Source organism: Lacibacter sp. (assembly GCF_057361365.1).
The window spans coordinates 36655-56176 of the sequence record NZ_JBMQSG010000005.1 but is presented as its reverse complement, the minus strand read 5'-3'; the positions used below and the strand labels follow the sequence as shown (position 1 = coordinate 56176).

Annotated in this window: 20 protein-coding genes; 7 read left to right on the top strand and 13 right to left on the bottom strand. The window is 40.3% G+C overall.

The genetic code is table 11. From position 1 onward, the window contains the following. Nucleotides 1–21: 21 nt before the first annotated feature. On the top strand, nt 22–474 hold the full coding sequence (locus ACO1QW_RS02235; RefSeq protein WP_486255287.1) for an FKBP-type peptidyl-prolyl cis-trans isomerase: 453 nt from the start codon (nt 22–24) through the stop codon (nt 472–474). Nucleotides 475–641: 167 nt separating this feature from the next. Here the strand turns inward: ACO1QW_RS02235 and ACO1QW_RS02230 are convergent, their stop codons facing one another. Continuing rightward, complete coding sequence (locus ACO1QW_RS02230) at nt 642–1187, bottom strand: hypothetical protein (protein WP_486255285.1); 546 nt, start codon at nt 1185–1187, stop codon at nt 642–644. A 69-nt stretch (nt 1188–1256) separates the two neighbouring features. Next, nucleotides 1257–2105: a CPBP family intramembrane glutamic endopeptidase gene (locus tag ACO1QW_RS02225; protein WP_486255283.1), complete on the bottom strand. Its 849-nt coding sequence runs from the start codon at nt 2103–2105 to the stop codon at nt 1257–1259. A gap of 60 nt (nt 2106–2165) precedes the next feature. Between ACO1QW_RS02225 and pepT the strand changes: the two genes are divergently transcribed. Beyond that, nucleotides 2166–3419 (top strand): peptidase T, encoded by a 1254-nt coding sequence (pepT, locus tag ACO1QW_RS02220; RefSeq protein WP_486255281.1) that lies wholly within the window; start codon nt 2166–2168, stop codon nt 3417–3419. Between the two features lie 5 nt (nt 3420–3424). On the opposite strand, the gene ACO1QW_RS02215 is transcribed toward pepT, so the two are convergent. Together ACO1QW_RS02215 and ACO1QW_RS02210 are read right to left on the bottom strand one after the other, a co-directional pair. Further along, on the bottom strand, nt 3425–3937 hold the full coding sequence (locus tag ACO1QW_RS02215) for a DUF4190 domain-containing protein (protein WP_486255279.1): 513 nt from the start codon (nt 3935–3937) through the stop codon (nt 3425–3427). Nucleotides 3938–3981: 44 nt separating this feature from the next. After that, entirely contained in the window at nt 3982–4362 is a 381-nt protein-coding gene (locus ACO1QW_RS02210; RefSeq protein WP_486255277.1) for a hypothetical protein, read from the bottom strand. Nucleotides 4363–4455: 93 nt separating this feature from the next. Between ACO1QW_RS02210 and ACO1QW_RS02205 the strand changes: the two genes are divergently transcribed. Beyond that, a complete protein-coding gene (locus ACO1QW_RS02205) occupies nt 4456–5382 on the top strand; it encodes an SPFH domain-containing protein (RefSeq protein ID WP_486255275.1) in 927 nt (308 codons plus the stop codon). 63 nt (nt 5383–5445) lie between these two features. On the opposite strand, the gene ACO1QW_RS02200 is transcribed toward ACO1QW_RS02205, so the two are convergent. Beyond that, nucleotides 5446–6063, bottom strand: a complete 618-nt coding sequence (locus tag ACO1QW_RS02200; RefSeq protein WP_486255273.1) for a c-type cytochrome — start codon at nt 6061–6063, stop codon at nt 5446–5448. A 300-nt stretch (nt 6064–6363) separates the two neighbouring features. Here ACO1QW_RS02200 and ACO1QW_RS02195 point away from each other — a divergent pair, with 300 nt between their 5' ends. After that, on the top strand, nt 6364–6969 hold the full coding sequence (locus ACO1QW_RS02195) for a C40 family peptidase (protein WP_486255271.1): 606 nt from the start codon (nt 6364–6366) through the stop codon (nt 6967–6969). Here the strand turns inward: ACO1QW_RS02195 and ACO1QW_RS02190 are convergent. The 6 genes from ACO1QW_RS02190 to ACO1QW_RS02165 form a co-directional block, all read right to left on the bottom strand. After that, nucleotides 6966–8369 carry a sensor histidine kinase gene (locus ACO1QW_RS02190; RefSeq protein WP_486255269.1) on the bottom strand — a complete coding sequence of 468 codons (1404 nt, stop codon included), beginning with the start codon at nt 8367–8369 and terminating at the stop codon, nt 6966–6968. The genes ACO1QW_RS02195 and ACO1QW_RS02190 overlap by 4 nt on opposite strands. Before the next feature lie 112 nt (nt 8370–8481). Beyond that, the gene (locus ACO1QW_RS02185) at nt 8482–8919 is read right to left on the bottom strand and encodes a nucleoside 2-deoxyribosyltransferase (protein ID WP_486255267.1); all 438 of its coding nucleotides are present in this window, start codon (nt 8917–8919) and stop codon (nt 8482–8484) included. A gap of 198 nt (nt 8920–9117) precedes the next feature. After that, nucleotides 9118–9615: a deoxycytidylate deaminase gene (locus tag ACO1QW_RS02180; RefSeq protein WP_486255265.1), complete on the bottom strand. Its 498-nt coding sequence runs from the start codon at nt 9613–9615 to the stop codon at nt 9118–9120. 80 nt (nt 9616–9695) lie between these two features. After that, entirely contained in the window at nt 9696–11264 is a 1569-nt protein-coding gene (locus ACO1QW_RS02175; RefSeq protein WP_486255263.1) for a M20/M25/M40 family metallo-hydrolase, read from the bottom strand. Between the two features lie 105 nt (nt 11265–11369). Beyond that, complete coding sequence (locus ACO1QW_RS02170; RefSeq protein ID WP_486255261.1) at nt 11370–12605, bottom strand: MFS transporter; 1236 nt, start codon at nt 12603–12605, stop codon at nt 11370–11372. Between the two features lie 47 nt (nt 12606–12652). Further along, the gene (locus tag ACO1QW_RS02165) at nt 12653–13477 is read right to left on the bottom strand and encodes an ion transporter (protein WP_486255259.1); all 825 of its coding nucleotides are present in this window, start codon (nt 13475–13477) and stop codon (nt 12653–12655) included. A gap of 285 nt (nt 13478–13762) precedes the next feature. Here ACO1QW_RS02165 and ACO1QW_RS02160 point away from each other — a divergent pair, with 285 nt between their 5' ends. After that, nucleotides 13763–15511, top strand: a complete 1749-nt coding sequence (locus ACO1QW_RS02160; protein WP_486255257.1) for a hypothetical protein — start codon at nt 13763–13765, stop codon at nt 15509–15511. 70 nt (nt 15512–15581) lie between these two features. Here ACO1QW_RS02160 and lpdA read toward each other — a convergent pair whose 3' ends face one another. Continuing rightward, entirely contained in the window at nt 15582–16988 is a 1407-nt protein-coding gene (lpdA, locus tag ACO1QW_RS02155) for a dihydrolipoyl dehydrogenase (protein ID WP_486255255.1), read from the bottom strand. A 335-nt stretch (nt 16989–17323) separates the two neighbouring features. Between lpdA and ACO1QW_RS02150 the strand changes: the two genes are divergently transcribed. Both ACO1QW_RS02150 and ACO1QW_RS02145 read left to right on the top strand, forming a co-directional pair. Further along, nucleotides 17324–18022, top strand: coding sequence for a MotA/TolQ/ExbB proton channel family protein (locus tag ACO1QW_RS02150; protein WP_486255254.1), 699 nt, complete (start codon nt 17324–17326; stop codon nt 18020–18022). An 11-nt stretch (nt 18023–18033) separates the two neighbouring features. After that, nucleotides 18034–18447, top strand: a complete 414-nt coding sequence (locus tag ACO1QW_RS02145) for an ExbD/TolR family protein (RefSeq protein ID WP_486255252.1) — start codon at nt 18034–18036, stop codon at nt 18445–18447. A gap of 111 nt (nt 18448–18558) precedes the next feature. Here the strand turns inward: ACO1QW_RS02145 and prmC are convergent, their stop codons facing one another. Beyond that, the gene (gene prmC / locus ACO1QW_RS02140) at nt 18559–19488 is read right to left on the bottom strand and encodes a peptide chain release factor N(5)-glutamine methyltransferase (protein WP_486255251.1); all 930 of its coding nucleotides are present in this window, start codon (nt 19486–19488) and stop codon (nt 18559–18561) included. Nucleotides 19489–19522 lie beyond the last annotated feature (34 nt).

Genomic DNA, 19522 nt, shown 5'->3' with positions numbered 1-19522 from the left:
TTTTGCCTGAAATAATAAATTATGCAGCAGGCAAAAAAAGGTGATACAGTACGTGTGCATTACACTGGTAAGTTAACAACAGGTGAGCAATTTGATTCAAGTGCAGGCCGTGAGCCGCTTGAGTTTGAGGTGGGTGCCGGCATGATGATCAAAGGTTTTGATGATGCAGTGGTGGGCATGGCTATTGGCGACAAAAAAACGATCAACATTCAGCCAAATGATGCATACGGCGAACGTAATGATCAGATGGTAATTGATTTCCCTCGTTCAAATTTTCCTGAAGATATGGTTCCTGAAGTAGGTATGCAGTTAATGATGAACAACAGCGCCGGTCAGCAGTTTCCTGTAACCATCACCGAAGTGCAGGATGAAACAGTGATCTTAGATGCAAATCATATGCTCGCCGGGAAAGAACTGGTGTTTGATATTGAGATGGTAGAGATTGATGCGAAAGGATTGATTATTGTGCCGTAAAGATTTATAGTTTGAGGTTTGTAGTTTTTTGTTACAAGCTTCAATATTTCTATCAACCTCAGTGGCGTCGCACTCTTGTACAAATAAATTCAATTCAGCAAAACGGTTCGCTATTTAGCGAACCGTTTTTGTTTTGTAACCACAAACTATAAACCACAAACTATAAACTATTTCCTATTCATCCACCAACCCAACCACGCACCAACCAATCCCCACGAAACAATTGCATCAACAAAGTAAGCATTGATGTCGTGCTTGGGATACCAAATGTGGCCAGTGTATGGACCGTTGGTAAAAGCAATAAGCCCAATGATCAGGCTTGCAGTTAAATAAGTGCCGAAGCTTGCATTCGTGATCTTCGCAAAGATCCAGCAGAGGCCGATAACAATGATGATGTTTGCCAACAGTCCTCTCACCATGTTCATTCCCATATTCAGGTTCCAGGCTTTGTAGTAACTGAGCTGGGCCCATGGTTTGCCATCAACTTCTTTCATGAATTTTTCCATGTCTTCTGACGAGCTTTCGTCTTTAAGGCGGGGCATAAAATAAGTGCCTTCTTCTAAACCAGAACTGTTTAAAAATTGAAGAATGCTGTCTTGTTTGGGAGTGTAAGCCTGTCCTTTGTCATGAAGATTAGCAACTGCGAAAGAAACTGTTTGCCATGCAAAAAGTAAAATGCCGCCAACAAGGCCGCCGATAAGGATCTTCTTCATGTTTTGTTGATTTTGGTGAAGAAGTAAAGTAGAAATTCTGTTTAGCATTCACAAATTCTCAATGCACATTTATTCAACTTTACTTTCATATTTGCGTTGAAACAAGAAGAAAAGTGCAATGGCCATGAGGCTTGTTGCAAATGTGGTGAGCCATGATGCTTCAAGGCCGAATTCTCCACCGGTTAATAAAATAGACCCCCTGAGATTTTGGTCGAGTAGTGAGGGAAGCGATAATCCACTCACTTCAAAACCCAGTATTGGTCCCTGGAAAAAGTTCCATGTAAAATGAAAGAAAATGGCAAACCAAAGATTACGGGTGTAGATATAATTTATCCCAAGCAACATGCCTGCAATAAATATATTAATGAAAGCAATGAGATTGAAATTAGGATTGAGCGAATGAAATACGGCAAACAAAATTGCTGAAGCAAACAGTGCCGCTTCTCTGGGCATCGACTGCATTAAGTTATTCAACACATAACCACGAAACACCAACTCTTCAGCAAAACTCACTAATATCATCATCACAATCGTAAGCAGAAATCCATTTATGTCAACATCAGCAGGAAACCATTGCAGTAATTTCATTAACCATAAAACCGTTGCCATTAACGATAGTAAAAGAATGCCCGTGAGAAATCCCGCCGTACGTTCTTTACCAAATCCCTTCCATTCAAAACCGAGGCTTTTGATCGTTTTCCGGTCAAATAAATTTCTGAACAAACCAACTGTTGCAAAAGCGATAATAAAATTTAGAACTACGGTAGCGTAGAAGAGTGTTTCTGCTGTAACGTTTAGTCCGGCTAACATCACCAGCACACCCACGAATGCACTACCAAAAAAGATGAGTAACAAATAGCCGATCAGGAAAAGCAGTACACGTAGCCAGCCTTTTTGGATAATGGGAGATGATTGCATAGAGTTGGTTTTGGTATAAGAGCTGAAACGCTGTTATTTTACAAGTTCAAAAATAAGTGTATGGCAACAGAAAACAAATACGGAACGGCAGAAAGGTTGATGCGTTATGTGCAGGTTGATACTCAAAGCGATCCCGAAGGTAATAGCTCACCTACAACTGAAAAGCAAAAAGATCTTTCGAAAATATTGGTGGAAGAGTTGTTGCAGATGGGTATTTCTGATGCGCAGATGGATGATTACGGCTACGTGTATGCCACTATTCAATCAACATCGGAAAAGCTTGTGCCGGTTGTTTGCTTTTGCAGTCATGTTGATACTGCACCCGATTGCAACGGCACCAACGTAAAACCCATTCTTCATTCAAATTATGATGGAACTGATATTGTATTGCCCAATGATAAAACACAGATCATCAGTCCTTCAAAATATGCTTATCTAAAACAACATATTGGTAAAGATATTATCACCGCAAGTGGAAACACATTGCTTGGTGCCGATGATAAAGCAGGTGTTGCCATAATTATGAGTATGGCCAATCATCTTATTCAGCATCCGGAAATAAAACACGGAACAATCAAATTATTATTTACGCCCGACGAAGAAGTTGGAAAAGGAACGGATAAAGTTGATCTGCAGAAATTGGGAGCAACCGTTGCATATACTTTGGATGGAGGTGAACTCGGCACGTTAGAAGATGAAACATTTAGTGCCGATGGCGTAAAGATCGTTGTGCATGGTGTAATTGCACACCCAGGTTATGCAAAAGGAATTTTAGTAAATGCATTAAAGATTGCAGGCGAAATAGTATCAGCACTTCCCAAAACGGAATGGAGTCCAGAAACAACAGAAAAGCGGGAAGGATTTGTGCATCCGGTAGCTATAAACGGTATTGCAGAAAAAGCAGGTATCGATTTTATTGTGCGTGATTTTACAGTGGAGGGATTGTTGCAACACGAAGCAAAATTAAAAACCATTGCAGAAAAAGTGTTGAAACAATATCCCGGCTGCACAATGGAGTTCATCGTAAAAGAACAATACCGAAATATGAAACAGATACTCGACGATCATCCGGAAATTGTTGCGAATGCAGTTACGGCATATGAACGTTGCGGACTTACTGTTGTAAAAGAACCTATTCGTGGCGGTACCGATGGAAGCAGGCTCAGCTATATGGGGTTACCTTGTCCTAATTTGTTTACCGGCATGCAGGCCATTCACAGCAAACATGAATGGATAGGTGTTGATGATATGGAACAAAGCACCAACATGCTTGTTGAATTAGTAAAAGTGTGGGAAGAAAAATCGGCTATATAAATTATTTAATAACCGAATCCATACGCTGCCAATATTATAACAAGGTATAAGATAATCAGGATAAGGTAAGCAAAGCCTATAATACTTAAAATAAGTCCTGCTTTTGCTAACCCTTTATTTCTTGTAGTTAATGTGCCGGGTTCAAGCTTTTCTTTATTGAGCGCCGATTTAGAAAAGAAAAATCCGGGGATTGAAAGCAATGGCATTAATGCAAGACTGCAAACACCGAGAATAAAACCGGTTAGAGCATGATTGTTTGCTTTTTTTGCGTCAGCTTCAGGATCGCCAGTAAGTTTGCTGTAATACCAAAGTCCCATTCTTTCAAACAACCCCAGTTTTCGTCCAAGTTTTTTCTCCGTTTCCTGCCTGAATTTTTTAAAGGAAGAAATCTTTTTCTTTGTCTGGGCTGTATTCGTTACGGTTTCCGCAGCGCTGGCATGACCTTGTATGGAAGAAAAGGCAAACGGTGTTGATGAAATAAACACCGAAAGTAAAATGGTAAGCAGTATAGTTTTCATGTGCTGATGTTGGGAAAATATAAACAGAAATGATTTTAGCGAAATTACATTTTTACAAAATTGCTTTCAGGTTTTTCTTCGGGCCAAATGCGAATGCCCCAATAAATAGGATAGGCGATAGTACTCACAAAAATGAATAAGAGTATCCAGATGATGCGCTCTTCATTTTTAACCCTTTTGTTGTTAATGGCGTGAATGATGAAATAGATCATAAGACCTAATTGCACAAACACAAGTATGATGATGGAAGAGATAAAGCCCACCATGTTGCCAAAGAAAAATTCTGGCGGCACATCACCATGCTCATGTTCCATTCGTATTATTTCCGGGAAAAAATTTGCAAAAAAGTAAACGAGAAAGATGGCAGATGCAACTAAAGGAATAAAAGCAAGTATTCCGATAAATACTTTTTTGGACCGGGACATGATGGTTTGTTTTCTTAAAATTAAACATTCAGTTGCATAGTTTCTTCCCTTTATCAAAAGGAATGTGCTATTTTGGATCAAATTTTTAAAACCATGGATTTCCTTGTCAGTTATTGGTGGGTATTGCTCATCATTTTCATCATCTTCAGCGGTCTCGTAACTGTTAACCAGGGTACAATAGCCGTTATTACAATGTTTGGCAAATATCAACGTATCCTTCGCCCCGGGTTGGGTTTTAAAATTCCGATACTCGAGCAGATATATAAGCGTGTAAGCATCCAGAACCGCAGTGTGGAGCTCGAGTTTCAGGCTGTAACCATTGACCAGGCTAATGTATATTTTAAGAGCATGTTACTTTACTCTGTACAAAATTCAGAGGAAGAAACTATTAAAAAAGTAGCATTCAAATTTATTAGTGACAAGGATCTGATGCAGGCATTGATCAGAACAGTTGAAGGTTCCATTCGTGCATTTGTTGCAACCAAGCGCCAGGCAGAAATATTGACTGCCCGTCGTGAAATTGTAGAGTATGTAAAAGAGCAGATCGATCATTCTTTGGAAGATTGGGGTTATCACTTGCAGGATCTCCAGATCAACGATATTACATTCGATCAGCAGATCATGGAAAGCATGAGCCGTGTGGTAGCGAGTAATAACTTAAAAGCTGCTGCGGAAAACGAAGGACAGGCATTGCTCATCACCAAAACAAAAGGTGCAGAAGCAGAAGGTAACGCTATTAAAATTGCTGCCGAAGCTGAACGTGAAGCTGCACGTTTACGTGGACAAGGTGTGGCTCTCTTCCGCCAGGAAGTTGCAAAAGGTATGACGGAGGCTGCAGAACAAATGAAGCAGGCGAATCTTGATACTAATGTCATTCTTTTTAGTATGTGGACCGAAGCAGTAAAGAATTTTGCAGAATATGGAAAAGGAAATATCATTTTCCTGGATGGCAGTGCAAACGGCATGGAAAATACAATGAAACAAATTCAGGCCCTCATGGTGAAACAGGCAGGTGCTTAAATAAAATCATTTTATGTAAAAGGCTCATCAATTGATGAGCCTTTTGTTTTGTATGGAACGAAATTATTTTGCTGCTGTTGGTGGAGGCGGGGGTGGATTTATTTTTGCTGTTGGCACCACGTTCTTCACCGGCTTTGTTGATTTTAAGAAGGCAAACACTTTGCTAATCTCTTCATCCGTTAAATTTTTGTATGCTTCCCAGGGCATAGGCGGCAGTATAGGTCTTGTGTTATCCATGCCTTTATATTTTCCCTCACGTAACACTTTTTTAAATTGATCTTCTGTCCACATACCAATGCCTGTGGAGTCGCTGCTGATGTTTGCTGTGAACGATTGTCCCCAGGGCCCGATCATTGAAGTGAAATCAGGCGCAAATAATACCCAGCCGCCTTTTACTGTTGCTTCGTCATATGGAGGAAGCGGCGTGCCTGCCTGGTGACCGCCAAAGCGAAGTTCAGGGATCACTTCAGGGCCTTTAGGTCCCATTCGTTTTGGTGAATGACAGATTTCGCAATCGAGTGAAGCAACTAAACGTTCACCGTCTTTAATTTTATCTTCAGCAGATGCTGTTGACATTGTTGGTTCGGTTGACTCTTTTGTTTCGGCAGATTGGTTGTTGCAGGCATTAATGAAGAGGAAGCAGAGCAATGTAGCCGCCGCAATTTTGAATGAATAGCGCATGGTTGGTTGTTTTAGATTATTGTGATGTCTGCCGGGCAGACGTTAAATACCTGAATCTTCAGATTATCTTGGGCGGGGAATGCAGAGTAAGCAGTTATAGTGTGAGTTTCAGTACTGAAAATAGTAGCTTCTTTTAAGAATTCATAGTTTTTGCAAATCATTTTTAAAAGTAACATGTGTAGCGGCTTTACAAAAGGACAGAATAGTTTAGATAGCAGAGGTGGCATATTAGTTGTACCTCCACATTATTCAACACACATGAATAGCTGCCTTGAATAATTTAAACCGTTACTGATGCGTATGAATTTATTTATATTATTTGTTTGTATTTCGATGAGTAACTGCCGTTATTTTTCGAATGAGTTAGATGTAAACGAACAGGATTCGGCTGCTGTTGCTGCGAATGACTCCAGCAATTTGCCAAAAGATACTACTTTGGATGCTCCACATGTTGTAGATAGTATTATCGATAAATCAACTGATTTCACCAAGACAGTATCACCACATGAACTTTTGTCATATGCAAAAACGCTCATAGGTATTCCTTATAAATATGCTTCAGTTGATACTGCTGTGGGGCTCGATTGTTCCGGTTTTATTACACATGTATTTAACCATTTTTCAATACAGGTTCCCCGTTCATCAGTTGACTTTACAAATTATGGAGTAACGATTAATGCTGCTGAAGCAGTGCCCGGAGATTTAATTTTATTTACGGGTACTGATCCAGCGTCGCAAATAGTGGGTCATATGGGTATTATAACCGACGTTAGTAACGAAGTTTTTAAATTTATTCACTCAACTTCGGGCAAGGCATACGGTGTAACAATTTCTGAAGTAACCGATCATTACAAAAAGCGTTTCGTAAAAGTTATACGCATACCATATACCACTACCGAACTTTAAGAAGTAAGATTGTTTGCAACAGAGAAAAAGAATGTGCTTCCTTTTCCTTCTTCCGACTCAAGCCATATATCGCCCCCATGCCGCTCTGCAATTTTTTTACAAAGTGCTAATCCTATGCCCGTTCCTTTAATGGTTGAATGTGAGTGCAGGCGATGAAATATCAAAAAAACTTTGTCGAAAAACTTTGTATTAATGCCAAGCCCGTTATCCTTTACAGAAAAAATCCAGTGCGTTGCTGTGCTGCCTGCAGTTATTTCAATTTGTGGTGCTGCAGTACTCCGGTATTTAATTGCATTGCCAATAAGGTTTTGAAACAGTTGTGTTATTTGTAATCGGTTCGCTTTCACCACAGGTAAATCGGAAAAGAAAATGCCGGCGCCGGGTTCTTCTAAATCTTCACGAAATGTTTTTTTTATGTCGTTAACAATATCTGCAATGTTCACATCACTGTATTCAATGGTTGTGATACTTGCACGTGAATAATTCAGCAGATCGTTGATCAGCACCTTCATCCTGTTGGCACCATCCACAGCAAAGTGAATATAAGTTTGTGCTTTTTCATCGAGCTGACCTTCATATTTTTTTTGCAACAAACTCATGTACGATGATACCATTCGGAGTGGCTCCTGTAAATCATGAGATGCAGCGTAAGTAAACTGTTCAAGCTGTTTATTCGTTTCATTTAATTCGTTATTCTTAAGAACTAATTCTTTTTCGATGGTTACCATGTTGTTGATCGTTTTAACTGCATAAGCAGCAATACTGCTCAGCAATAGAAGAATTAAAAAAACATTCACCAGTACTAAATAACCTTTAACATCCCTGGCCGTATCGCCCAACGCATTAGAGAAAGCACTTTCTTTGTCTGAAAGTTGAGATGAAATAGAATTGATTTCTTTTATGAAATTCACTTTTTGTTCTGCGGATAAAGTACCCGCCAGCATTTGTGCATGAATGTTTTTACCAATAGTATCAAACCTGTTGATCAAAGGTTCGGCCGATGCCCAAATATCAATTGGCTTCTTCATAAAGGGAGCTTTGTGAAAGGTTTTGAAGAGCCAGATCATCGAAGGAATATCGGCTACATGATTTTTTCCTGTAATGAAACCTTGTTTCGCCACTTCATCATCCTGTTTTGCCAGCAAAGCATTTCGGGCAATATTGTCGCCTTTTGGTACAGCAATTGATTTGTTGAAAGCCTGCCATTGAGCTCTATCGCCCGATTCAACATAAGTAACAAGATATAGCGAAGCATCTTTTTGTCCCTTGGAATATTCAGATTCACCATTAATATATGCTCTTGCTGCTGAAAGTACTTTTATGGTGTAATAATTTGTAACTATCAGCAGAAGTGATACCAATAAAATAAATAGCAACAGCAGTGATTTGCGTTTTTTCATGGCGGCAATTAGTAAGATTAAAGATATATTTAATACTTCCTAAATGCAAGATGCTCACTATTTGCAAAATGATTTTTACCCGTATCGCTTGTGAAAAATCTTATAACAGTTTTTAGCTTGCCTGCGAAGCGGAAGCGATAACATGTTCAACCGGGGCAGTAATTTCTTTGATGACGAGTTCGAGTTGTTTTTGCAGATCATCGGTGTTTTTATAAATCACCCTGTAATCGCTGGCACCTGAAAGCGTAGTGGAATGTTCAGCTTCTTTATGACGGAGATAAACAACAGGTTTGTTTTTTGCTTTGGCATAACCAGCTTCAATACCAATGCCAATTCCTTTGTGCGATGTTTCAGCGATCAGCAAATTGCATTGTTCTAATTCTGAAAGCGCAGCACGCATCATTTCTTCTTCATGCGTTTCCTCAAATTTGTAATGATCCACAAAAACAAATGATTCAACATGATGTTCTTCAAGAACACTCATAATAGCAGTGATGGCGGTGTTAAGACTCCTGCGACGTTGGTAGCTGATGGAGATATAGGCTTTCATACCCTGCAAAATACGGATTGTGGGCGATGATTCAGGCATCAGCTAAGTCGGTAATGCCAAAAAGTTAGTCACATTGCTGGGGAAAAAAGAATAATAGCCGGATGCAGCGTTTGATGTGGCTGTATGGAGCCTTGTCTTGGGGAAATAGTAAGCATTGCAACTATTGGCGGCAACTGTGGAAGTACTGACGGCAAAAAATCAAACATCATTTTCTTCAAACGATAATTCTATTTTACCAACATGCGATACCACTTTGCGGTAATTTATTCCCGCTGTAGTTAACATTCGTTTTGATGCCACAGACGGGTCGGAGCCATCATATTTATCGGATAAATAAATTACTTCAGTAATGCCCGCTTGAATAATTGCTTTTGCACATTCGTTGCATGGAAATAATGCGGTATAAATTCGGCAGCCATGCAGATCCATACCGATATTATTAAGAATAGCATTTAGTTCCGCATGACATACGTAGGGATACTTTGTTTGCAGGAAATCGCCTTGTTTCTCCCATGGAAAATCATTGTCATCGCATCCTGCGGGCAGGCCATTATAACCAGCACCCACAATTTTATTTTTGTTATTAACGATGCATGCACCCACCTGTGTGGCCGGGTCTTTACTTCGCTTTGCAGAAAGCAATGCCACGCCCATAAAGTATTCATCCCAGGAAATATAATTGGTTCGTTTGCTCATCGAGGTTTGTTGTTGTGGTCGAAAGTAAGCAAATAAAAAAAGCTCTGCACAGGCAGAGCTTTTTTTCGAAAGGAAATAGTTTATCGCTGCGCCTGTACCGGCTTCGGCATTTCTTTTCTCGGCAGTTTCTCTGCACGTTGCGCTGTATTGTATACAAACGTAGCAACGATGGTTGCCATTTGTTTCAGATCATCAGCAACTAAGTGATCATAACTATCCATTGTTGTATGATGGGTGCGTGTGTCGTATTCAATTTCATCCTGGATGAATTGGAAACCCGGGATACCCATTTCATTAAATGAAATATGATCGGTACCTCCAGTGTTTTGCAACGTGAGGGTAGAAGCGCCTACTTCTTTAAAAGGCTCTAACCATTTTGCAAAAATTGGTTGAACTCCAGAGTTGCCTTCTAAATACACGCCCCTGATTTTCCCGGTTCCATTATCGATATTGTAATAAGCAGAAATTTTTCCTTGTTCAGGTTTTACTTCTTTTGTTACACGATCGCCTACATTGTTTTTGATCCAGCCACGTGAACCAAGTAAACCTTGTTCTTCGCCACTCCATAGTGCAATGCGTATAGTGCGTTTAGGTTGAAGGTTCAGTGTTTTAAAAATTCGCATTACTTCAAGCATTACGGCACAACCCGCTGCATTATCTGTTGCACCTGTTGAGCCCTGCCAGCTATCAAGATGCGCACCCAACATCACTACTTCATCTTTTAATTTTGGATCAGTGCCTTTTATTTCGCCAATCACATTGTAACCTTTAACGTCTGTGCCTGTAAATTCCGATTGCACATCAAGATCGATGGAAACTTTAGTACCCATGTTTACTAAACGGTTAATGGTTTTAATGTCTTCATACGAAACAGCGATTTCCAAAACAGAAGGCTTACCATTGGTGAAATCAACACGATTGCCTGCAGGGCCTTGCACGAAAATGGTTCCGTCGTGTGAAGCAGGGCTGCTGGTTAAATAAGCTGCCGCACCTTCGTCAGTGATCATTTGTTTGATGAGTGTGTTCAGACGTTGTGCTCCTGCAAAGCGGGCCATGTTTGGATTTGCACCAGGCCGTTGACCTTGCGGTTGCGGATTTGGTTTGAAATCAGCCATTGTTTTTAATTCATCGTCGGTATGGCGTGATGCATCAGGTTTAAAGCTGTGCTTATATTCATCAACACGATTAACGATTACCACTTTGCCTGCAAGTTTTCCTTTATATTGATCAAGCTCTGTTGAGTCTTTCACGTTTATCACAACTACATCAGCCTTCACCAAACCCTTTGTGCTTTGTGTCCATGTTTTTGGATAAGCCATGATGGGTTTGTAATAAGGAGCCGTCATGGCGATATAACTTTTTTTCAGTTGCCAGCCTTGGCCAAAATCGCCCCAAGCCTCAAGTCCTGCTTTATCGGCGCCCCATTTTTTTAATTGGTTTACTGCATAATTTGCTGCACGATAATAACCGGGTGAATTGGTTAAACGTGGTCCACTAACATCAGTAAGATTGAAAGCAATATCCATGATCTGCGAATTGGAAGTGCCTTCTTTAATGATCTTGTTAATGATCTCCTGGTCAACTTTTTCTTCCTGTGCAAAAACAGAAAGACTAAGCAACAAAGAAGCTGATAAGAAAAGTTTTCTCATGATTTTTGTTTTGAAGAGTTTATAGCTGAAAGTACTGAACCCTGCGAAAAATGGCAATAGTTTCTTTGCAGCGGCTTTATAGGCTGTTGTATGGCGATACTTGGCTTACAGCTCTACAAAGTCGAGATCTTTTGCAAATGTTTCCTTTGTTTTAATAACGGAATAAATGCCAATGGCAAGGATAATAATACCCGTTACCCATGCGCCGGTTACATAGTTATTAAACACAGCCTTGCTTCGCAGGAATTGGAAAAGTAAAAGCATGAGCGGCAAAAAACCACGTACCAGATTAGGAACCGAAACTGCTACCGTTGATCTCAGGTTTGTGCCAAATTGCTCAGCACTCATCGTGATATATAAAACGGAAATGCCCGAACCAAAACCAAGCCCCATGCAAATAAGGTACATGTTGAATGCACTGCCTCCGCCTTTGAAAACAAAGAACACCAGAATAAAAAATGCAGTGATGCCATAAAAGATGTACAATGTTTTCTTACGACTTTTTAGATAGTTGCTTAAAAGTCCTGCACCCATATCGCCAAATACCAATGCCACATATTGCAACATCAATGCTTTTGGTTGATCGAAACCAACAATGCCAAATTGTTTGGCGAACTCATCGGAAAAACTGATGATGATGCCAATGATATACCATACAGGCAGGCCAATTAAAATAGCACGCAGGTAACGCACAAAACGTTCCTTGTTGTTAAGCAGCATGAAGAATTTACCTCGTGGCGTGTTATCTTTTTTCACCGCAGCAAACATGTGACTCTCCAGAAAACCGACACGCAAAAACAACAGTGCAAGACCCATTCCGCCGCCAATAAAATAACAGAGTCGCCAGTTCTCATCGCTGAGATAATGAATGAAATAAGCTGTGATAGTACCAAACACGCCACTGGTTGCAATAATAGCCGCACCAATTCCTCTTTTTTCTTTTGGTAATAATTCGCTTGTTAAGGTAATACTGGCACCTAATTCCCCTGCAAGGCCGAGTGCTGCAATAAAACGAACGAGCCTGTATTGTTCTATATCTGTAACAAAACCATTGGCAAGTGTTGCAAGTGAGTATAACAGGATAGAACTGAAGAGCACACTTTTCCTACCTTTTTTATCGCCCAATATTCCCCAGAGTATACCGCCAATTGTTAAGCCCAGCATTTGCCAACTCAACAAATTTTCACCAACATTTTTTAATTCATTTTCAGGAACACCTAACTCGGTAAGACTTGAACGTCGTGTGATATTAAAAAGCAGCAAATCGTAAATATCAACAAAGAAACCTAATGCTCCAACGATCACAGGGAAGGAGAAAATGCCGTATTGTTTTGGTTGCATGCAAGCGTGATTAGGAACGGAAGATAAAATATTCCCGGTAAGTTGATTTAGCTGTTGTGCAACTCATGCCCGCAATGCTTACAATAGTTGGCATCTACATCATGGCCTTCACGTCCGCATGCCGGGCATGTTTCATGTTGTTCTTTTTTATTACGCATGGCAGCGGTCATTTCAGAAGTAACAATACCTGTTGGCACGGCAATAATGGCGTAACCAATAAACATAATTACACTGGCAAAGAGTTTTCCCATTGGCGTAACGGGCGAAATATCGCCGTAGCCGACAGTAGTTATTGTTACGATCGCCCAATAGATACTGTCTGGTATGCTGTTAAAACCGTTTTGTCCATTTTCAATCAGGTACATGAACGAGCCAAGAATGATAACAATGGTAAACACCACCAGCATAAAAATGGTGATCTTATTCAGGCTTTGACGAATGGCATAACGAAGGAAGCGAATTTCACCGAGAAAATGGCTGAGTTTAAATATGCGGAAAATGCGAAGCAATCTTAATGCTCTTAACACCATTAGCGATTGCGTGCCTGCAATAAACAAACTGAGAAAGGAGGGGAGTATTGCCAGTATGTCGATCAGGCCAAGGAAACTCAACGCATATTTCAAAGGTTTTTCCAAGGTGAGTATTCGCAAAATATATTCGATGGAAAACAGGATGGTGAAAAACCATTCCAGCGTTAAAAAGAATTGGCCGTATTTTAAATGAAATGATGTAATACTATCGAGCATCACAATCAATATACTTGTTACGATGGCGATGAGCAATGCAATATCAAAAGCCTTACCTGCCCTGGTATTGCTTTCAAAAATGATCGTATGCAATTTTGCCTGTGCTGAATCTGACAACAACGCCATTCTGCAATTTATAAATTAGTATGCAGAAGTTAAGTAGCAATTGAAAGGCCAAATAAATGCTACCTGTTATCTCGCAGCACAGTTGGCCTGACGAAGATCATCTTTTCAAACGCTTCCTGTCAGTTAATTCAAAAGCCGATTGCTATCAGCAGAGAATAGTTTTGCGACAGCAAAAAACCGGTTGTTAAAACCATCATTATTCATCACTTTCCAAAAACAAGCAGGCATCTGCGTGTCATTTCATTCATGAATTATTCTTCACCACACAGATTTCATATTCCGGTAATGGGATTAGCTTATACAGTTGACAGCCCCATTAAAGTTGCACGCTTTGGCATTTCATCGGTCATTTCTATTGTTGAGGACCGTCTAATTGAAATGATGCGTAGCCATTATTATCAAACAGCCAATCTTCCTTACACGGCTATTCCTGTTCACGAAGAAGATTACCGGGCGAAACGCGTTGCTGATTATCTCAACCTTGTTAATACAATTGTGCAGGAACAGGTAGAAAAGTTGAAAGCTGCTGCATTTGAAAAAGGTTCGGAGATCATCAAGTATTTTGAAATGCTGCCGGAGGATAGTAAGCTGAAGCAATTGTACAGGCAAATGATGAAGATGAGTGATCATCCGGAAAAAACGCAGTTGGAAAATTATTTGCGTTCGCAAATTGTTCCCGGTACAATTGATGTAAACATCATGACTAAAGTTGACCGTGAAACCTATAACAAAGAAGGAGTGTTGATAGAAGATGGATCAGATGCTGTTGCTGCATTGAGAGGATTTGTAAAAAGCAATCTCAATAATTCATCGGTGATTTTTTCTGCCGGTATGAATCCACGTTTGTACAATTATCTTGAAAGTTGCAAAGAACTTGATGCAAATGAGCAAGGCGTGTTTACTAAAAAAGTAGTAGTAAAGGTGAGCGACTATCGCTCAGCATTGATACAAGGAAAGTATTTAGCTAAGAAAGGTATCTGGGTGAGTGAATTCAGAATTGAATCAGGTTTGAATTGCGGCGGCCATGCATTTGCAACAGAAGGTTATTTGCTTGGGCCGATATTGGAAGAGTTTAAAGCAAAAAAAGAAGAGCTCACGAATTCATTATTTGAAATTTTTAATGCTGCACAGCAGAAAAAGAACAACCGCATTTTTGATGCTGCCCCGGCTATTGTCTATTCTGTACAGGGAGGAATTGGCACAAGTGAAGAAGATGCATTTTTGCATACAGAATATGGTATTGAAAGTACGGGATGGGGCACTCCGTTTTTATTAGTGCCCGAAGCCACAACGGTTGATGAAGAGACAATGCAGTTGTTATGTGCAGCAGAAGAAAAAGATGTGGTGCTGAGTAGCAACTCTCCGCTGGGTGTCCGTTTTCATTATCTCAAAGGAACAAGTTCAGCAAGAGAAAAAGCTGAAAGAATCAGTAAAGGAACTCCCGGCAGCCCTTGTACTGAAAAACATTTGTCGTTTAATACCGAGTTCACCAAAGAACCCATTTGTACCGCTTCGAAAAAATACCAGAAGCTGAAACTTGAACAGTTAAAAACGCTTGAACTGTCCGAGCAGGAATATGAACTGCAGGTAAAAAATGTATTGGATAAGGAATGTTTATGTGTTGGGCTTAGCAATTCTGCTGCTATCAACTATCAGCAACCTTTTGTAAAAAAGTTAGAAGCAGTAACTATTTGTCCGGGCCCCAATATTGCCAACTTTTCCAAAGTTGTTTCGCTGCAAACTATGACCGATCATATTTACGGCCGTGAAAATATTATGGAAAACAAAAGCAGGCCGCATATGTTTATTGCCGAACTGAATTTATACATGAATTATTTGCGTGAGCAACTGGCAGAAAGTCCATCACTCAACGAGAATGCAAAAAAGAAAAAATACATCAGCTCATTTTGCAACAACCTGCGTGAAGGAATTAACTATTATCGAAGCCTCGCCGGCGTTGCAGTAGATGGGCGAGAAGCATTTGATGCGGCCTTGCAAAAAACAGAAACGGAATTAGATGTTTTATTGTGTTGATTCAATATCTCCGAAAAGCAAAAGCCCCGACGTTATCATCGGGGCTTTTATTATTTACGATGTGCAATAATTAAATATCAATCGCTTCACCATAGGCGGCAGCCGTTGCTTCTTTCAACGCTTCGCTCATTGTTGGGTGAGGATGTACACCATTCAATATTTCATGATAAGTAGTTTCAAGTTTACGTGCAACAACCACTTCAGCGATCATTTCCGTAACACCTGCACCAATCATATGTGCGCCGAGGAACTCTCCATACTTCGCATCAAAGATCACTTTCACAAAACCATCTGTATTACCAGCAGCACTTGCTTTACCACTCGCCATGAAAGGAAACTTACCAACCTTTACTTCGTAACCTGCATCCTTCGCTGCTTTTTCTGTATACCCTACGCTTGCAATTTCAGGTGTGCAATAAGTACAACCAGGAATGTTATTATAATCCATTGCTTCAGGAGCATGGTTATATTTCTTTTCCATGTAAGCAATATGTTCAGCAGCATTAATACCTTCTTTACTTGCAACGTGTGCAAGAGCCTGACCTGGTGCCACATCACCAATAGCATAAATACCAGCTACAGACGTTGCACCATATTTATCAACTACAATTCTTCCTTTTTCTGTTTTAATACCGTTTTCTTCCAGGCCAATGTTTTCAATGTTGGCAACAACACCTGCGGCACTTAACAAAATATCAGCTTCCAAGACCTGTTCGCCAGCAGCTGTTTTTACAGTTGCTTTTACACCTTCACCTGAAGTATCAACTTTTGTTACTTCGGCGCTGGTCATAATAGCAATGCCTTTTTTCTTGAACTGTTTTTCGAGTTCTTTCGAAATATCTTCATCTTCAACAGGTACTACACGTGGCATAAATTCCACGATGGTAATTTTTGTACCCATGCTGTTATAAAAATCAGCAAACTCAACACCAATAGCACCGCTACCAACTACGATCATTGATTTTGGTTGTTGGGGCAACACCATTGCTTCACGGTAACCAATAATCTTTTTACCATCCTGCGGCATTGACGGTAACACACGGCTACGTCCACCTGTTGCAATAATGATATATTTTGCCTCTACTGTTTGCTTTTTTCCGTCAGCAGCAGTTACTTCCAGTTTGCCTTTGCCGGCAACTTTTCCGTAACCCATGATCACATCAATCTTGTTCTTCTTCATCAAAAAGGTAACACCTTTGCTCATCTTATCGGCTACACCACGACTGCGTTTTACCACGCCGCCAAAATCGTGTTTTATATCGCTGGCTGAGATGCCGTAATCAGCACTATGTTTCATGTATTCGTACACCTGTGCACTTTTTAATAAAGCTTTGGTTGGAATACAACCCCAGTTTAAACAAACGCCACCCAGGCTTTCTTTTTCAACAATTGCCACTTTAAAACCAAGCTGTGAAGCACGGATAGCAGCAGGATAACCACCAGGACCACTACCGAGAACAATTACATCGTATGCCATATTCTTAATTTGATAATTTGAAAAATCCCCAATTTGAAAATTGTCGGCAGCGAAGGTAACTTAAGTGGGGGAAATAGCAAAAGGGAAGAAGCTACCAGCCGATAGTGAATAGCACAGGCCGATAGTAAGCAGCTCTTGTTTTTTCGACTAACTACTATCCACTAACCACTACCGGCTCTCTTTTAGCTTTCCTCTAACACAAATCGTTAAAACATGGATGCATATTTGACTGTGGAAAATAAACAGTGAAAGCTCACGTTTAGATGCTTTGCAAGATTTACATTTGAACGCCGGTAACGATTGCGTACCGGTTTTACTAAAACCATTGAACAGATATGAATTTTTTTCTTCTCCAGGTTCAGAATGCAGTTGACACATTAACCAATGCTGCTGCAACACAGGTAGTTCCCAAAAAAGAAATGCATTTAATTGATCTGCTGATGCAGGCAGGCTGGATCATGATACCATTGCTGTTGTTGAGTGTTGCCACCGTGTATGTATTTGTTGAACGTTGGATGGCTATTAAAAAAGCAACTGAAGTTGATTCAAACTTCATGAATATTATCCGTGATAATATCTTAAGTGGAAACGTAACTGCTGCCCGCAATTTTGCCCGCAATACACAAAATCCCGTTGGCCGTATAATTGATAAAGGGTTGCAACGTATTGGCAAGCCCATCGATTCTATTGAAAACAGTATGGAGAATGTGGCTCAGCTTGAAATGTACAAACTGGAACGTAACGTAAATATTCTTTCAGTGATTTCTAAAGTGGCCCCCATCTTTGGATTCGTGGGTACGCTGGTTGGTTTGATGCAGTTGTTCTTTAACATCAATGCAACGGGTGAATATGAATTGAGCACCATTGCCGGCGGTATTTATACAAAGTTGATCACTTCTATCAGCGGGCTTGTAATTGGTTTGATCGCTTACCTGTTCCATAACATTCTTTCAACCCAGGTAGAAAAAGCATTGAACAAAATGGAAGCATCTGCTGCCGATTTTCTTGATGTATTGCAGGAACCAACACGTTAAACCCCGAACGAATGAATCTCAGAAAGAAACGAGCAGAATCATCGGAGGTGTTTACAGATGCGTTGAACGATATCCTGTTCATCCTGCTGATGTTTTTCTTAATTGTATCTACACTGGCCAACCCCAATGTGCGTAAAGCATCTTTGCCAAAAGCCAAAAGCAATACACGTAGTAAGCAAACGGTTGTGGTAACCATTGATGCGACCAATCATTTTTATGTGGGCTCAAAACCTGTTGATCCGTTGCTGATGGATACAACGCTTTCGCAAATGATTGGTGCAAAACGCAGTAGTGGCGAAGAAGTAAGTATTGTGATCAATGCCGATCGGAATGCAACCATTGAAAGTTTTGCAGCGGTGCTTCGTGCAGCCGATCGTTTAGGCGTTAAAGCGGTGATGAGTGTTGATAAAAAAGGAGTGGAATAGAATTTTTCGTTTATAGTTTATTGTTTTTGGTTTCGGGCACTTGAATGGGTGGTATCTGCATTGGCGTCGCACTCGTGTACAGCGGAATTTTATTGTACGAAAGCCGATGAACTATAAATTTGCTTTGATCATCCGATCATTCCCACTCATATCTTTTCTCAATTCAACATTAAATCCTTTTTGCTGAAATAAGTCCACTGTTTCTTTGCCTAACTGTTGGTTGATTTCAGCATACACTGCACCGCTAGGCTGTAAATGCTGCAACGCAAAATCAGCGATCTTTCGATAGAACAACAATGCATCTTCATCTGGAACAAACAATGCTTTGTGCGGTTCGAATTCCAGCACATGTTTGCTCATGGTATTAGCTTCTGTTGATTTGATATAAGGTGGGTTACTGACGATAATATCATATTTCCCTAAGTCGTTCCATTTACTTTCATTCAAAAAATCAAGTAATTGAAAATTAATTTCGGTCTCATTGTTCACGGCATTGGTAGTAGCCGTGTGTAAAGCTTCGCTGCAAACATCAATTGCAGATACTTTTGTTAGTGGCAGAGTCTTTTTGAGTGCAATGGGAATGCATCCGCTACCCGTGCCAATGTCAAGGACAGTGAGTGGCGAATCTGGATTCGTACCTCTAACCTCGTACCTTGTACTTCCTTTTTCACTTTCCACTTTCCACTTTCCACTTTTCACTTCTTTCACAACCCAATCAACTAATTCCTCTGTTTCCGGTCTTGGTATCAATACGCTTTCATTTACTTCAAACTTCAATCCATAGAACCATGCTTCATTCAAAACATATTGCAATGGACGGTGCGTGAGGAGTTGTTGTAGAAGCTGATCGGTGTGCTTTATTTTTTCCTCGGTAATTACTTCCGCTTTTAAGTGATTCAGCTTCTTGCCGCCAACATGTTCTGCTACTAATGCAGCCATTACTTCTGATTCGGAAGTTTCATGCACGGCACTTAATGCTTCCCGTAAGTATTGATATTGTTCCTGCCAGGTCATTTGCGCAAAGCTACATATGTATGCCATACTTATCGCATCATGCTATAATTAGTGAGACGGT

Excerpts from the sequence above, each read along its gene's own strand:
- ACO1QW_RS02200 (WP_486255273.1), bottom strand. The coding sequence starts at position 6,063 with ATGCGCTATTCATTCAAAATTGCGGCGGCTACATTGCTCTGCTTCCTC.
- ACO1QW_RS02210 (WP_486255277.1), bottom strand. The coding sequence starts at position 4,362 with ATGTCCCGGTCCAAAAAAGTATTTATCGGAATACTTGCTTTTATTCCT.
- ACO1QW_RS02235 (WP_486255287.1), top strand. The coding sequence starts at position 22 with ATGCAGCAGGCAAAAAAAGGTGATACAGTACGTGTGCATTACACTGGT.
- ACO1QW_RS02195 (WP_486255271.1), top strand. The coding sequence starts at position 6,364 with ATGAATTTATTTATATTATTTGTTTGTATTTCGATGAGTAACTGCCGT.
- ACO1QW_RS02145 (WP_486255252.1), top strand. The coding sequence starts at position 18,034 with ATGAATCTCAGAAAGAAACGAGCAGAATCATCGGAGGTGTTTACAGAT.
- lpdA (WP_486255255.1), bottom strand. The coding sequence starts at position 16,988 with ATGGCATACGATGTAATTGTTCTCGGTAGTGGTCCTGGTGGTTATCCT.
- ACO1QW_RS02225 (WP_486255283.1), bottom strand. The coding sequence starts at position 2,105 with ATGCAATCATCTCCCATTATCCAAAAAGGCTGGCTACGTGTACTGCTT.
- ACO1QW_RS02175 (WP_486255263.1), bottom strand. The coding sequence starts at position 11,264 with ATGAGAAAACTTTTCTTATCAGCTTCTTTGTTGCTTAGTCTTTCTGTT.
- ACO1QW_RS02230 (WP_486255285.1), bottom strand. The coding sequence starts at position 1,187 with ATGAAGAAGATCCTTATCGGCGGCCTTGTTGGCGGCATTTTACTTTTT.
- ACO1QW_RS02190 (WP_486255269.1), bottom strand. The coding sequence starts at position 8,369 with ATGAAAAAACGCAAATCACTGCTGTTGCTATTTATTTTATTGGTATCA.
- pepT (WP_486255281.1), top strand. The coding sequence starts at position 2,166 with ATGGCAACAGAAAACAAATACGGAACGGCAGAAAGGTTGATGCGTTAT.
- ACO1QW_RS02205 (WP_486255275.1), top strand. The coding sequence starts at position 4,456 with ATGGATTTCCTTGTCAGTTATTGGTGGGTATTGCTCATCATTTTCATC.
- ACO1QW_RS02180 (WP_486255265.1), bottom strand. The coding sequence starts at position 9,615 with ATGAGCAAACGAACCAATTATATTTCCTGGGATGAATACTTTATGGGC.
- ACO1QW_RS02185 (WP_486255267.1), bottom strand. The coding sequence starts at position 8,919 with ATGAAAGCCTATATCTCCATCAGCTACCAACGTCGCAGGAGTCTTAAC.
- ACO1QW_RS02215 (WP_486255279.1), bottom strand. The coding sequence starts at position 3,937 with ATGAAAACTATACTGCTTACCATTTTACTTTCGGTGTTTATTTCATCA.
- prmC (WP_486255251.1), bottom strand. The coding sequence starts at position 19,488 with ATGGCATACATATGTAGCTTTGCGCAAATGACCTGGCAGGAACAATAT.
- ACO1QW_RS02160 (WP_486255257.1), top strand. The coding sequence starts at position 13,763 with ATGGGATTAGCTTATACAGTTGACAGCCCCATTAAAGTTGCACGCTTT.
- ACO1QW_RS02170 (WP_486255261.1), bottom strand. The coding sequence starts at position 12,605 with ATGCAACCAAAACAATACGGCATTTTCTCCTTCCCTGTGATCGTTGGA.
- ACO1QW_RS02150 (WP_486255254.1), top strand. The coding sequence starts at position 17,324 with ATGAATTTTTTTCTTCTCCAGGTTCAGAATGCAGTTGACACATTAACC.
- ACO1QW_RS02165 (WP_486255259.1), bottom strand. The coding sequence starts at position 13,477 with ATGGCGTTGTTGTCAGATTCAGCACAGGCAAAATTGCATACGATCATT.